The organism is Rubinisphaera italica (assembly GCF_007859715.1).
Classification (GTDB): domain Bacteria; phylum Planctomycetota; class Planctomycetia; order Planctomycetales; family Planctomycetaceae; genus Rubinisphaera; species Rubinisphaera italica.
On record NZ_SJPG01000001.1, the window covers coordinates 3651621 to 3666955 of the forward strand.

General features: G+C 48.5%; 11 protein-coding genes. 4 read left to right on the top strand and 7 right to left on the bottom strand.

Going from position 1 to position 15335, the window contains the following annotated elements:
- Positions 1–25 precede the first annotated feature (25 nt).
- Positions 26–1444 carry a type I glutamate--ammonia ligase gene (gene glnA, locus Pan54_RS13600; protein ID WP_146503997.1) on the bottom strand — a complete coding sequence of 473 codons (1419 nt, stop codon included), beginning with the start codon at positions 1442–1444 and terminating at the stop codon, positions 26–28.
- A 292-nt stretch (positions 1445–1736) separates the two neighbouring features.
- On the opposite strand from glnA, the gene Pan54_RS13605 reads away from it, so the two are divergent.
- On the top strand, positions 1737–2147 hold the full coding sequence (locus Pan54_RS13605; protein ID WP_146503998.1) for a DNA polymerase ligase N-terminal domain-containing protein: 411 nt from the start codon (positions 1737–1739) through the stop codon (positions 2145–2147).
- A gap of 73 nt (positions 2148–2220) precedes the next feature.
- Positions 2221–3405 (top strand): SMI1/KNR4 family protein, encoded by a 1185-nt coding sequence (locus Pan54_RS13610; protein ID WP_146503999.1) that lies wholly within the window; start codon positions 2221–2223, stop codon positions 3403–3405.
- 1 nt (position 3406) lies between these two features.
- Here Pan54_RS13610 and Pan54_RS13615 read toward each other — a convergent pair whose 3' ends face one another.
- The gene (locus Pan54_RS13615) at positions 3407–4270 is read right to left on the bottom strand and encodes an SAM-dependent methyltransferase (protein ID WP_165441772.1); all 864 of its coding nucleotides are present in this window, start codon (positions 4268–4270) and stop codon (positions 3407–3409) included.
- A gap of 236 nt (positions 4271–4506) precedes the next feature.
- On the opposite strand from Pan54_RS13615, the gene Pan54_RS13620 reads away from it, so the two are divergent.
- Entirely contained in the window at positions 4507–5175 is a 669-nt protein-coding gene (locus Pan54_RS13620) for a hypothetical protein (protein WP_146504001.1), read from the top strand.
- Between the two features lie 98 nt (positions 5176–5273).
- On the opposite strand, the gene acnA is transcribed toward Pan54_RS13620, so the two are convergent.
- Entirely contained in the window at positions 5274–7946 is a 2673-nt protein-coding gene (gene acnA / locus Pan54_RS13625) for an aconitate hydratase AcnA (RefSeq protein WP_146504002.1), read from the bottom strand.
- A gap of 481 nt (positions 7947–8427) precedes the next feature.
- On the opposite strand from acnA, the gene Pan54_RS13630 reads away from it, so the two are divergent.
- Positions 8428–10881: a serine/threonine protein kinase gene (locus Pan54_RS13630; protein ID WP_146504003.1), complete on the top strand. Its 2454-nt coding sequence runs from the start codon at positions 8428–8430 to the stop codon at positions 10879–10881.
- 156 nt (positions 10882–11037) lie between these two features.
- Here Pan54_RS13630 and folD read toward each other — a convergent pair whose 3' ends face one another.
- The 4 genes from folD to Pan54_RS13650 all read right to left on the bottom strand — a co-directional run bounded on the left by folD (position 11038) and on the right by Pan54_RS13650 (position 15262).
- Positions 11038–11901: a bifunctional methylenetetrahydrofolate dehydrogenase/methenyltetrahydrofolate cyclohydrolase FolD gene (folD, locus tag Pan54_RS13635; RefSeq protein WP_146504004.1), complete on the bottom strand. Its 864-nt coding sequence runs from the start codon at positions 11899–11901 to the stop codon at positions 11038–11040.
- A gap of 99 nt (positions 11902–12000) precedes the next feature.
- Entirely contained in the window at positions 12001–13002 is a 1002-nt protein-coding gene (locus Pan54_RS13640; RefSeq protein WP_242631321.1) for a cytochrome c oxidase subunit 3, read from the bottom strand.
- A 180-nt stretch (positions 13003–13182) separates the two neighbouring features.
- Positions 13183–14115 (bottom strand): heme o synthase, encoded by a 933-nt coding sequence (gene cyoE / locus Pan54_RS13645; RefSeq protein ID WP_242631322.1) that lies wholly within the window; start codon positions 14113–14115, stop codon positions 13183–13185.
- A 166-nt stretch (positions 14116–14281) separates the two neighbouring features.
- Positions 14282–15262 (bottom strand): COX15/CtaA family protein, encoded by a 981-nt coding sequence (locus tag Pan54_RS13650; protein ID WP_146504005.1) that lies wholly within the window; start codon positions 15260–15262, stop codon positions 14282–14284.
- Positions 15263–15335: the final 73 nt, after the last annotated feature.

A 15335-nucleotide genomic window follows, 5' to 3' on the forward strand; every position in this document is an offset into this window, starting at 1 on the left:
TTGGCTCGGCTCGACTTTACGACAACTAAATGTCGTAGTACATCAGGAATTCGCAGGGATGAGGTCGTTCGCGGAGGGCTTTGACATCCCGCTCGGTTTTGTACCAGATCCAGGTATCGATTACGTCTTCGGTGAAGACATCTCCCCGAAGCAGGAAATCATGATCGGCTCTCAAGGCATCGAGAGCTTTGTCGAGACTGACCGGTGTTTTCGGGGAATTATCCAATTCGCCCGGCTCAAGATCATAAATATCTTTATCGAGTGGAGGACCGGGATCGATTTTGTTTTGTATGCCGTCCAAAGCGGCCATGACAATTGCAGACATCGCCAGATAAGGATTCGATGAAGAATCTGGAAATCTGAGTTCAAATCGCTTACTGTTTCGGTTTGAAGTGTGGACTGGAATTCGAATCGCAGCCGAGCGGTTTCGAAAACTGTAGGTCAAGTTGATGGGAGCATCGAATCCTGGCACCAGTCGTTTGTAACTGTTTGTGGTCGGACAGCAAAATGCCATGATCGCTGGTGCGTGATGCAGAATTCCGCCCATTGCATGCAGTGCCAATTCACTCAGACCCCCGTAGCCGGAGTCCGCAAATAAGGTTTCGCCATCTTTCCAGAGAGAAAGGTGCATATGCAAACCTGAACCATTATCGCCCCAGAGTGGCTTCGGCATAAAAGTGACTGTTTTACCGGCTCGGGAAGCGACATTTTTAACGATATATTTGAATCGCAGTAGTAAGTCAGCTGCCTGGAGCAGAGGCTTGTGAGCCAGATCGATTTCTGCCTGACCGCCAGTGGCAACTTCATGGTGATGAGCTTCGATTTCGATGCCGCATTCTGTTAACGCCATCATCATGTCATTCCGCAGGCTGTGCAGAATATCGCCTGGAGGAACTGGAAAATAGCCCTCTCCCTTGCGAATCTGGTAACCGGCGTTGCTCTGAGGCCCTTCCGAGAATTTCCCGCGAGCCCATTCCCCTTCGGCACTTTCCAGGTGGTAATATCCCTGATTAATGGTTTGATCGAAGCGAACATTATCGAAAATGAAAAATTCCGGCTCAAGTCCGAAGCGGATTTCATCGGCAATGCCTGTCGACTTCAAATAAGCGTCTGCTTTTCGGGCAACATTGCGCGGATCTTTAGCATAATCGACCCGGGTAATGGGATCCTGAATGTTGCAGGAGAGACAAAGGGTGTGGGGCAAAAAGGGATCGACGAAAGCCGTCTCGGGTTGAGGAACGACGAGCATGTCGCTTTCATTAATCGCCTGCCAGCCATACATGGAGGAGGCGTCGAAGTCGAAACCTTCCTCAAATGATTTCTCTGTAAGGACTTGCACCGGAATTGTGAAGTGCTTAAGTGTGCCGGGAAAGTCCATGAATCTCAAATCGATTGCACGAACCTGATGTTCTCGACAAAGAGCTAAAATCTCTCTGGGAGTCATATTGAGCGCCTGTTTCGTAGTGAGCCAATCTTAGGTGTGGACGGGCAGTTTGTATGATCAAAGTCGTATTTCATGTCAAATCTGTTATGCAAACAGTATACCGTCTAGCTATTGTGCGCATAATTTAAGCAAAGAAATAGTCATAATTTGAAATTCAGAGAGACCTTCGTGCTTAAAATCGCAATTGGCACACGGAGAATAATTTCTTAGGATGAGTAGAGCCTTCGGCAGTTCAATCAAAGATTGCTGGTTCTGGGATGAATTACTGACAGATTTTCGACTGTAAATTGAAATGCCACGCTTTGTACTCCTCGAACATGACCACCCAGCCTTGCATTGGGATTTCATGCTGGAATCAGGCGAAACTCTTAAGACATGGCGATTACCGGAACCATTCGTGACCGCTGATGTACATCCGGTACAGGAATTGCAGCATTTATCAGAAAATGAGATCAAACTCACGGTCGTCCAGTTACCCGATCATCGTATGCGATATTTGGAATATGAAGGGCCTGTCAGTGGAGATCGTGGTTTCGTAAAGCGGATTGATCAAGGGATGTATATCCCGCTCATGCAATCGGAAATCTGCTGGGAATTACGTTTGGAAGGAGAACAGAGTTCCGGTTTTCTCTCTCTTTCCCGAAAAAACAGCAACTCTCCCAAGGAATGGGAATTGGTTTATCTTCCAGAACAGAGGGAATAATTTAGTTTACAAGCACGACTCACAACCGAGTGTGTGACTTGATGTTGAGTTCACGAATATTGAAATGGAAGTCATGTCGTTAACTGAGTTCGAACAATTAGTGCGTGCGAATCAAACCTGGTTTCGGGGGCCTCAACCTGAAACTCAAGAAGTCATATCTCGTGCCGAGCGCGAACTGGGTGTCAAACTTCCAGCCACCTTGCAATGGCTCCTGCTCAACTTTGGATATTGGAGAGGAACGGGCGTAGCTGCGTTACCGGTGGTTGTCGCAAAAACAAAGGCTTTTCACCCCGCTTTTCCTCAGAATTGGATCGTTCTAGCCAGCGAGCTTGGGACTTGGGAAACGTCGAACTCAGCGACTTCCCTGGAAGAACGGCTCATCATCCTCGAGTCCTCCAGAGACTTCATTGAAGATGGTAAAAATGTCGTTGTCTGCTCGACCGATGGGAAAATTCATCAGCGATATTCCTGTTTTTCTGCTTATGTCTATGCCCGAGTGACGGCTCTTTCCAGACGAACGCTGGATAATTATCGGACTTGCCCACTTTGGCGAACGGGCAAATTGTCTCCCCTATTGACTGATGGAATCAATTTTGACCTGCAGGAATTCAGTCGGCGACTCTGGGAAACGATGCTCATTCACGATGTCCTGAGACATTCCGGTCAAAGGGCATTTCCTCGCAAATCTTTTCTCCCACAGAGAACGCAGCCAAGCAATATTCAACCTAAAGTCATTAATTATTCGACGATCGATCAACAGAATGAAATTTCCGATATCATCAATCAAGATCAATCTCATCATCATTCAGTGGCGTTACAGGATCCGCCCGTTATCACTTTTGAGACCGAGAGCCCACAGGAGAAATTCGCAGTTTCTCAAGTAGGTGAGATGGTGCAGGAACGTCGCGAGTATTTGAAATCTCAACATGTCGATGTCGCCACGCTTTTTGAGCAACGAAGTTCTTCTCCACGACAAGGATCACTCTTTCCTGATGACCTCCCATCTGGAAAAATTCTGCTGTTCCCTCTGAGTTCTCATCTTTCAGAAACTGACAATGACAACTTTCAGACTGAGAGTGGAAGAATTGTATCGCTGGTGGAACTCCAGACATCGCACGGTTCAATGCGCTGGGTGGCGACTTGGTGGCTGGAAGGAGAGACGATTCCCAGTTGGATGGAATCGCACGCGGTGGTTGTCAAAACTAAGGAATTGCTGCAGAGAATCCCAGCACGCTTACTGCTCGAAGTCCAATACTGAGTTAAGATTCCAGTCGACTTTTCTTCCGATCCGTATCGACGATAGCCGCGATACGATTTGCTGAAATGGGTTCTTTAGCTGGTTCTCTGCTCTGAGTCGAGACGATCATCGGATACGCCCCAAGTGGTGTCACTTCCGATTTGACCACACGCAAGCCTGCCTGATTCAACAACACTGTGACCTGATCTGAAGTGCGTTCGATGAGTTGAATATTGAATAGTTTTCCCAAGGATTCCTGAGCGCCAAATCGATTCTGATAACCATGCGTGAACAATTCCGCATTTGGCGACATCATATTTTTCAGCTGCTTTAACAAGCTGAGCAGCACTTCGTCAGGCAGATATTCGATAATTCCAATCAGCGAAATCAGATCGTATCGTTTCTCACTCCACTGAATCATCATTTCACAGACATCGCCACAGCAGTAGGATATCTGCTGATTCAATCCCCGCTCCTGTGCGACTTGCTGGCCACGTTCAATTGCTGAAGCATCCCGGTCGACGGCATCGACAATCACGTTTGATGAAGTCGCCAGTATTGCCTCCTGTATCTCCAGTGCTGGTCCAGATCCCAACGCAAGTATCCGGAGTTTTTCCCGTTCGCGATTTTCTTGCATCCAGCTGACAAACTCGTGGAGCACATATTTCCTACGATTGCGAGCCTCCATACTCAATGGAAGTCTTTTGAGAGCGTACCAATCGGAAAGATTTGCTGGCTTCGCATTCTCGTAAATAAGTTCCATGGACTGCCAGCCGCCAGGATTCCGGAAAAACTCTCTCATCAGTGGAGATTTGCTGGTTTTCATTCTCCGCTTGAGTACTGAAGTCGGAATGAGCTTCGTTCTGACAAAAGCAAAAATACGCATGCAAAGCTGCTGTATTTGCGAAGGAGACTCGTATTGAGGCTTTTCCGGTGACATACGTTTCTCACTGATCCCATATGGATAAAAGAAGGGAACCGTCAAACGTGTTACATCCGAACGCTCAACTGAACTAATCAAACCCCTTGTATATCGAAGCTTAAGTCTGTTGAGCATTGAAGTCGATTTTCTGGTTGAGGTATTGATTGTATCCAGGGTTATTGCGTGAGAGTTTGAGAGTTATGCGGAAAATATCATTCTTATCAATTGTCGTGCTGGTACTTGTTATTACCTTGAATGATTCCGTATTCGCCAGAAATGAATTCAGCCCTCAGGGTCAGACGCAATGTGTCGCTCCCCACGTCGTCATGATTCGGGGAGTGGGAGGATATTGGCCGAAAGTCGATCATCTTGCAGAAGGAGTCATGCAGCAGGGAATGACCGTTTCCATACACCATCCCTACACAGCGATCAAAAAAGCAGGTCAGATCGCCTGTTATTGCCGAGAGAATACCCCAGGTCAATCCGTCAATATCATCGCATACAGTTTGGGCTGTGATGCGGCGATTGTGCTTTGCCAGAAGCTCGAAGAAATGGGAATGTGCGTTGATAGTATGATTTTAATTGAAACAACATTCTGCAAGAATGAAGTCCCCGGCAATGTCCGCTACTGCTTTAATCTCTACGAAGAAAGAGGCCTGAAAGATCGCATTCCCATTTTCCGTGGAGTCCCTCTACAAGCCAGTAACTGTTCGACAGTCATGATTAACGCAGAACTCAAAAGCACTTGCCTGCCTGCAAGAAAAATCACGCACTTCAACATCGCCAGTAAGAACGTGACTCACGAACTTGTGCTCGAAAAATTACTCAGTTGCCATTACTGGAATAATGGCTGGCATTGCTGCGAGTAAACGATAACAAGCACGAATTGCAAATGGGTGAGTCACACTTGAGAAGACACACTTGCTTGCGTTTCGTGCTTATCGAATTGAATTCGAAATCTATTGAATTAATTCCTCGCCAACTCTCGCAACACTTTATGCAGGATGCCGCCGTGGCGGTAATACTGTACTTCAATTGGTGTATCAATTCGGCAGGTCGTTACAAAGTGGACTTCGTCACCATTCGATTTTGTTGCAGCAACTTCGACGGCTTGTCCCGGTTTCAACGTATCATCCAAAGCGATGTGGAACGTTTCGGTTCCATCCAGGTCGAGTGACTGATAGTCCTCACCTTCACGGAATTGAAGGGGTAGAACTCCCATACCTACGAGGTTGGAACGGTGAATTCGTTCGTACGATTTTGCAATAACCGCTTTCACGCCGAGTAGATAAGTCCCTTTTGCGGCCCAGTCGCGAGAAGATCCGGTTCCGTATTCTGCTCCTGCTAAGACAACAAGAGGTGTATTGTCTTCCTTGTACTTCATCGCCGCTTCAAAAATCGATGTCTGTTCACCCGTCGGAAAGTAGACCGAAACACTGCCTTCGGTACCGGGCGCGAGTCGATTTTGCAGGCGGATATTCGCAAAGGTTCCACGAGTCATAACGCGGTCGTTACCACGACGTGAACCGTAGCTGTTGAAGTCGTCAATCGCGACCCCCTGCTCCTGCAGATAGAGACCAGCTGGAGCAGTCGACTTGATGGCACCAGCAGGGCTGATGTGGTCGGTTGTGACGGAATCGCCGAGTAGCACCAGACAGCGGGCTCCATCGATCGATTCAATCTCTTTAGGATCTTTAGGCATATTGACAAAGAATGGTGGTTCCTGCACATAGGTGCTTTTCGGATCCCATTCAAAAATTTGGCCTTCTGCTCCCGAAATTTGCTGCCATTGCTCGGGCCCATCGGTTGCTTTCGAGTATTCTTCCACAAATATTTCTGGAGACATACTTCCAGCGATGGCACTGAGAATTTCTTCGCGAGTCGGCCAGAGGTCTTTCAGGTAAACAGCATTGCCATCCTGATCGGTTCCGAGGGAATCGTTTGCCAGATCGATATTTACCGTTCCTGCCAAAGCATATGCAACAACTAACGGCGGGCTGGCCAGATAATTTGCTTTGACCTGCTGGTTAATTCGACCTTCAAAGTTTCGATTCCCCGAGAGGACAGCGCTCACAACCAGATCCCCTTCGGAAACCGCTTGAGATACTTCCTGCTGTAATGGTCCGCTGTTACCAATACACGTCGTGCAGCCATATCCAACCGTATTGAAACCGAGGGCTTCCAGGGAAGGCATTAAACCCGCTCGTTCCAGATAATCGGTCACGACCCGGCTACCAGGAGCCAGTGAGGTTTTCACCCACGGTTTGCGAGTCAAGCCTTTTGCAGCCGCTTTCTGGGCAAGCAATCCAGCGGCCATCAGCACCGAAGGATTGCTAGTATTTGTGCAGCTGGTAATCGCTGCGATTACGACGGCTCCATCAGTGATTTTAGGATTTTGTCCATTGAACTTCACTTCAACTTCGGGAGAGTCTTCCGTCCGCTTGAAGGTTTCTTCGAGAGCCTTTTCCCAGACAGGTTTCATATCGTTGAGCAGGATTCGATCCTGTGGACGTTTCGGGCCAGCCAGAGAAGGTTCGACAGTGCTGAGGTCGAGTTCCAATACAGATGTGAAAGTGGGATCAGGCGTATTCGCATCGTGGAACATCCCCTGAGCTTTATAGTACTTCTCGACCAGTTCGACTTCTTCAGCTGTCCGCCCCGTGCGTTCCATGTATCGCAATGTTTCCTGATCGACCGGGAAGAAGCCACAGGTTGCCCCGTATTCAGGAGCCATGTTAGCCAAAGTCGCCCGGTCGGGAAGCAGCATCGATTGCAATCCAGGCCCGAAATATTCCACAAATTTGCCGACGACACCATGAGCCCGCAGCATTTGGGTGACTGTCAAAACGAGATCGGTCGCAGTTGCTCCTTCTGGAAGTTCTCCCGTTACTTTGAATCCAACCACTTCGGGCATCAGCATATATATTGGCTGACCGAGCATGACTGCTTCAGCTTCAATACCGCCAACTCCCCAGCCGAGGACACCAAGACCGTTGATCATTGTCGTGTGCGAATCGGTACCAACCAATGAATCCGGAGACAGAACTCCATCTTTCTGCAGCACAACTTTGGCCAGATATTCCAGATTGACCTGATGAACAATTCCGGTCGCTGGTGGAATGACGCGGAAGTTGTCGAACGCCTGCTGCCCCCAACGGAGGAACTGATACCGCTCCATGTTTCGTTCAAATTCGATTTCGACGTTCTGTTCAAGAGCCATGTTATTGGCAAAGGCATCGACCTGGACGGAGTGATCGATCACGAGGTCGCAGGGGACCAGGGGATTGATTTTTGTAGGATCGCCCCCCATACGCACCATCGCTGAACGAAGAGCAGCCAGATCCACAATCGCGGGCACCCCGGTGAAATCCTGAAGTACAACTCGACCAGGATGAAAGGGGATTTCCACTTGCTGAACGTTCTGAGCATCCCAACTGGCCAGATTTTTGACATCGTGAGATCCGACGACAAAATCATCCCAGTTTCGCAGACACGATTCGAGTAGAACACGAATCGAGAAGGGCAATTTTGAGACGTCGCCCAATCCCTGTTCAGCTAGAGTCTGGATGTTGAAAAACTGATAATCCCCAAAAGAAGTTTTGAGAGTTTGCTCTGCATTAAACGGGTTGGCTTGACTCATGGTTGTACTCCTGAAACGAACCTGAAAACGGGTTCGTCACTGCATCGGTCTTAAATTACTGCGAGTTCTGCTAAGCGTAACCGATGCCTGTGTATTCTGAAAGCGATCCGACTGGCATGTGTGACGTTTTTTACACTGGAGTCACACATTCAATTATTCTTATTAATCTTTGCCGATTGCGCAATTTGAACGTGCTGAAAAGGGCCACATCAATAGTTCTTTATTCAAAGAACCGAATTGATTGGAAAGACATGATATGATCATCCGTCGAGACTGGCAGGAACTCTGTTAAGACTTGATGAATTCATGCATTGCGGGCTGTTGTCCAGTTGTAAATTCGTGACAATGCACGAATAAGTTCATGACTTGACTGAAAGGCGGAAAGATTCCGTTTGAGGGGAATGAAGTCCCCTCTTCAGTTTCAATACCCTCCTGAAATCCCCGCAGGCAGAATTAAATTGCCGAGCCGGAGTAAAAACGAATGTCTGTGAAAACGGCTGATCGCATCGGAATGACGATTGCCGGTGGTCGCTATGAAATCCTCTCTCATATCGGCACGGGAAGCATGGGCCACGTTTATCGCGCGTTCGATAACCGTCTGGAAACTTACGTCTGTATTAAAGTCCCAACAACGGCTCGCCTTTCCGATCCAGATTTTGTCCGCCGCTTCGAGCAGGAATCTCGCTTCCTCGTCAAACTTGCTCACCCGCAAGTCGTCAATATTATTGATGTCGGTGTTGAGGATGACACTCCTTACATCGTCATGCAATTTATTGGCGGCGGCACCCTGCTCGATCGAATGCAGGATGCGAATGGGAATTTGAATCCGCGTCCCATTAAAGATTTGAAACACTGGCTACCGAGTGTTGCCAAAGCTCTCGATTTCATGCATGAGCAGGAGTGCATTCACCGCGATGTCAAACCTGCAAACATCCTGTTTGATGATCATAACAATGCATTTCTAGGTGATTTCGGCTTGTCGAAACTTCTAATGGAGGAAGATTCTCCAGAAGACAATCGCTTGACGGCTAAAGGAGCTGTCGTCGGGACACCGAATTATGTCGCGCCAGAAATCGTGCTGGGCAAAACTTACGATGGACGAGCCGATCAGTATTCGTTGGCGATTACGGTCTATGAATTTCTGACCGCTCAAACGCCTCTCGAAGGACCAACCGCCTCAGCAACAATGGTCAATCAGACGACCAAACAACCACCCCCACTGACAAAGTTCAGCCCGAATATTCCGCTGCCATTGAATGCAGCCGTGCTGAAAGCTCTTTCAAAATCGTGTCTGAAGAGATATTCGAATTGTGAAGAGTTTGCCGATGCGGTGATGTCCTCCGTTTTCACCGGATTGTCGAGCCACAGCATTCCAACTCGCCCGTCAGATCAGAGTTCAGTCACAGGCCAAGGTTCAACGGTCGTCAATCGTCCGCCGAAATTCATAGCCACACAAACAGCAAAAGCGGTTTCGCCTGGAAAAATCCCCTGCCCAAAGTGCGATAAGAAACTGGTCGTTGGCTCTCAGCACGCGGGCATGATTGCCACCTGCTCCGGTTGCGGCAGCCGACTGCAAATCGCAAACGATGTCGAATCACTCACGCTACTGAAGTTGAATCCGAATTACAACTCGAAGATCCATGCCGCCAGCAGCCACGAGAGCGAGCATGTCAGCACTGTGCTTAAAACAGAAGTCTTCGGAAAAGCACTTTCCGAACGGCAAGCGGTCTATCTGATTGGAGGGACGCTGCTTTCCATACTTGTTGGAGCCGTCTGGTTTGGCCTGCAATTGAGCAACGAAACCGTCAAGCAACAAACAAAAAGACAAACGCGAACCATTTCCCGTGAAGGACACAGCGAGAGAATCGAAGTCGCCAAAGTTCCCGTTGGCCTGGCTTATAGCTTTGTGCCTGAAGAACAAGCCTGGATTGATCAACAGATTCAGGACTTCAGCAAACTCAATTCCGTCAACGCTAAAGTGAATCTGGCATTTAATGCTCAGTCTGACCAGACATCATTTCAGTTAATGAAAAAAATTCTGGAAAGTGGATCCAATAACCACCCTGCTCTACTCTCAACCCGCTCATCATTCGAAAATCAGCAACTGAAACAATTGTGGTCTGAGAAGTATCCAGAAAGCCAGATGTTTTCTCGAGAAGAAACTCTCTACTCATCGCCTCTTGTCTGCCTGATGTGGCAATCGCGTTATTTCGAATTTCAGAAGAAGTATGGCGAGGTCAACCTGAAGAACATTCTTCAGGCGGCTGTGAGCGATGCCGACTGGAACACAATCGCTGGAAAACCTCAGTGGGGTCTGTTCCGTTTTTCCATGCCTTCCTTTAACGACCCTTATTGGGGAGATCTGATGCTGCTGACAGCTTCCCATCAGTCGCTCAATACCTCCGAGCCATTAACTGCTTTGCAGATCAGTGATGCAAATCTGCGAGACGACCTTCGACGACTGGATAAATTAGCAATCAATCCGAGATCCAGTGAAGATGCGATGCTGGAGATTGTGAATCAGGCCGTGCAGTCTGGTCCAGATTATGCAGACGTCCTGATTATGACAGAGCAGGCTGCCCTGAAGGCTTTGCCTGATCTGGAAAAAAAGTGGAATCAGTTCGTGCAGGTCGTTTATCTCGATCCGGCTCCACAATGGCAAAGAACTGCGGGAATTATTTCACAAATACCCGCCGATCAGGCTGATGGTGCGGCGACATTTCTGAATCATCTCCTCAATTCCGAATCGATGACAAAACTCGCCAACGAAGGTTTTCGTCCAGCCAGTGGAAGCCTGTCTCCATTCGACAGTCCGATCTTTTCCCGCTATCGTCTGCGTGGTGTTCAGGAAACGCCTCCCAATCGAGTGGCGATTCCGGATGCTGAAGTCATGCAGACATTACGAGAAACCTTCGAACGCGTTCAACTGCAGTAGACACAGGCGTCCAAGACCATTTTCAAATGGGTGGTTATGCAGTCGCTTGGACTCCAAATGACCGTAAAACACTGAGCTTGCTCCTGCCGAACGCTGCAGGTAATTTTTGAATATGCTCTAGATTTCGGCAAGCATAACCGCCTGACCAACTCACTATTATTTTGAAAACGTCTGCAATCGAGCGGCCGTCAATGCATTCTTAAGCAGGTTCGCAATTGTCATTGGCCCCACACCACCGGGAACTGGAGTGATCGCAGAAGCAATTTGGGAGACGGGAGTGAAGTCGACATCACCGACTAGCTTGCCATCAACACGATTGATCCCAACATCAATTACAATCGCCCCCGGCTTTACCATCTCAGCAGTCACAAAATTGGCTTTACCAATCGCGGCAATCAAAATGTCCGCCTGACGGGTGATCTCCTGCAGATTCCGTGTCCGACTATGACACGTCGTGACCGTTGCATCAGCTCCCCGCTGAATCAACAGCAGTCCCATCGGCTTGCCAACAATCTCACTGCGTCCCAATACAACCGCATGCATTCCTGAAGTGTTTGGACAAACTTCGGCGATCAACTGCATACAACCAGCTGGTGTGCAGGGAAGAAAACGGGGACGTCCCTGCACCAGTAAGCCAACATTTTCAGGATGAAAGGCGTCGACATCCTTCAGAGGAGAAACGGAATCGAGCACCGCCTGCTCTTCAATTTGTTTCGGCAATGGCAACTGCACAAGGATGCCATGCACATCCTGATCGGTATTGAGCTTTGCGATCAAATCCAGCAATTCATTCTGCGAAGTCTCGGATGAGAGCCGATACAGTGTGCTTTTCACCCCCGCAGCGACACAGGCTTTTTCTTTATTACGAACATACACCTGACTGGCAGGATCTTCACCGACCAGCACAACCACCAGATGCGGCGTCACTCCCGTTTGACTGGTAAAAGTTTCGACTTCGCCACGCAGTTCTTCACGAAGCCGGGCTGCTAACCCTTTGCCATCCAATAGAGTCGCCGACATCTGATTGCTTTCGTGTAACAATATTTGCAGGTCAGGAATGGCCTGAGATTTTTTATGAACAATATCAATTTCGTCAGGCAGTTCCTGACCAACACTATTTCAGATGATGTAAATCAATGGGAACAAAAAGATCCAAACCAAATCCACAAAGTGCCAGTATAGTCCAATATTCTCAACGTATGTAGCCGCTGAGGTTTTCAAGGCTGGTCCCCAAATCAAGACCGTTAAAAACAGAAACATACCGATAATCACGTGCAGGGCATGAGTTCCTGTAATGAAGAAATAAGTCGACGCAAACAGATTGCCGTATTTAATCGGGTGAGGATCGTGAACCTGAGCCATCTGTTCATTGAACCGTTCATCGTGCCTTAACCATTCCAAGGCTCCATTCACGCCCCCTTCACTCAGGGCGACGGGAAGCGTTAATGGAACCTTGTATTCTGCAGACTCTGAATGCTCTGCATGAGTTCCCAAAACAACTGTCCCTGCAGAAACTCCATCCCGAATCGTCGACAGGGCATCGTTAAATTCCTTCCAGGCCAACAACTCAGCCGGTGGATTCTCTCCCGCTTCTGTCAACTTCTGTTGAACGAAAGGTATTTTCTTCAGTGCCGATTCCTCGCCCGGCATCAACTTGTGAGTCCACTCATCGAAAGCCTGCTGGAGTTCGTGAACGGCTTTATCCATCGCCTGTTCATCATCTTCTGCGACATGACCCGGAATGATGTCATGTACGAATTTCCCACGATACTCGACCGACTTAATCCCGAGAAAAACACCTCCCAGAATTAATGCCCCTGCCAGACAAAGCTGCGTTCGCCCAATCTTGCCGGCCTGAATTGAAGCGTGAGCCAACACAACCAGAAAACTCGAACAGATGAGCACAAACGTATTCACGCCACCAGCGATCACATTGATATGAGTCACTTCCGGATCCGTCGGCCAGCCAGGGGAACCAAAGCGAAGTACGATGTATGATCCAATCAACCCCGTGAAGAACATAATCTCCGTACCGAGAAACAGCCACATCGCCAGTTTCGAATTCGGCAGCGGCAATCCCATCTTCGGAGGAGTCGGCGGCTCGGCAACAGCTTGATTCATACAATTATTCTCACGATGCTGATTTCGTTGTTGTCAAACCGTAGGGTGCGTCCTGACGCACCAAATTCGAGGTCGGATGAAATTTGAACCACGGATGAACACAGATAGATATTGCAGATCAGAGTTCTGCGGGTTAGGCAATATCTGAATAACTTCGTCTATGAATATAGATACAGTGACTTAAGTATTCAAATAACTGATTGTTAAGGACGTCAGGATAACCGGCAGGTAAAACAGCGAACAGAACAGCAGTTTACGAGCCGTCTGTCGAGTTTCGTCCCTCAGAAATCGAATCGAATACACCAGATAAGCGACTCCAAATGCCGCTGCAATAACCCCATAAACAGGACCGGCAACGCCGAAGTAAACCGGCATTAAACTGACTGGCAGCAATGCAATCGCATACAGCACAGCCATACTGCCCGTCACGTATTTCCGCGGCATTTGTCCCGGCAGCATGTGCAGACCCGCTTTGGCATATTGTTCACGATACATCCAGGCAATTGCCAGAAAGTGGGGGAACTGCCAAAGGAACATTACGGCAAACAACCAGAATGCATCTAATGTCAATCCATGCCCAGCCGCAGCAAATCCCAGAACCGGCGGTAAGGCTCCCGGAATCGCGCCAATTGTTGTGCAAAATGAAGTGCAGCGTTTCAAAGGCGTGTAGATCGCCACATACATGATGAGTGTCGACAATGTCAGAAAAGCCGTCAGCGGATTCACGAACAGCATTAAATGCAGCGTGCCATAAATCCCACAGACCGAGGCAAACAGAATTGTTTCAAGTGAGGTCACTCGTCCTGTCGGTAACGGTCGATTCTGCGTTCGCGGCATTAACGCATCTGTTCTACGTTCCAATACCTGATTCAACATACTTGAAGCCGCAGCCACAAGTCCCACTCCCCAGAGGGCATGCAGAAGGACGATGATATTAAACTCGCCGCGCGATCCGAGAAGGTAGCCGACGACAACCGTCGCCAGAACCATGACGGAAATCCGCAGCTTAGCCAGTTCAATATAATCAGTCAGCTTTGCTCTCCAGACATTTTCAGCTGGAATCGCAATCGCTTTAGCCGGCGAACTTCCCGGCTGAGTCGGATATTGACTCACAATAACTCCTCTATCGCTCAAAGAGCTTAAGTACAGCCTATTTTCAGGCCAATTTTATAAACAGAAAACGATTCGAGTGGCTTCATTGGAAACACTCAGTTTTATTTAACATCTGGGGGCTACGCTTCGCTTCGACCCCAGCCACCCACTTAAATTTTATTTCACATCACTTAGCTGCTGACTGACTTAAAACAGCCAGCTCAGAATATTTTTTCACATAACCAACCCGGTAAGTTCGAATCGTCAGCACCGCTGTCGCACCAATCACCAGCACGCCTGTAATCATGTGAGCCGTTCGAGAAATCACCTGTCCTGCCGATTCCGCAACTGCCACAATGCCCATCGAAGGCACACCAAATTTCATGGCATAAGTGACCAGTCCAATCAGGACCTGCAGAACAATCAATCCGAGCACCATTCCCATGCCCCGCTTCAACCAACTACTGTTCGAGCGAAACTCAAAAAACGACACGATACCAACGACTACGATTGAGAGTATCCCCAATCCAAGATGTTCATGGATGGGAGCCCGCATACCCGTCATAGGATGCCGAATGATGCCGCCCAATGCATATTGAATCAGCAGATAAAAAAGTAAAAATGTCGAAGCAATTTTTGCTCCTTTGACTGAATTCGCAGAGAGCATCGCTTCCTGATTGGACCAGCGTGAAGAGGCGACCGTAGCCGTGATGGCCATCAAGGCAAACACGATGGAAGCAAACAAACCATGCAGCATGGCAAGTTCCGGCATCCGCTCCAACACTCGAAATCCACCGATCATTCCCTGACCAATCACCGCCAGCAAAACTCCCGTCCCCAGCCAGGTTAAAGTGCTTGTCGTTCGTTTAGTCCAGCAAAGTCCTGCCAGAACGATGGCAGCGATACCAATCACAACTCCCGCCAGGCGATGTCCATGTTCGAGAAACTTATCGTAGTTCTCTTTGTTCGTTCCCATATCTTGAATCAAACCGAGCCAGGGATAACTGAACATGGTGTATTCATCGGAATTCGGCCAGTTCGGAAATGCCATCCCGGCATTCGCAGTGGTCGTCATCGCCCCCAGAAAAATCGGTAGCAACGCCAGCGCTGTTGTCAGCACGGCTACGCGATGAATCCAAGGCGTCGGGATGTCGGGTGAGTTATTCATAGAGAGCGTTATTTGGAGTTTATTCTCTTTGTTGGGTTACGTTTCGCTAACGCAACCTACATAAGGGTAGCAA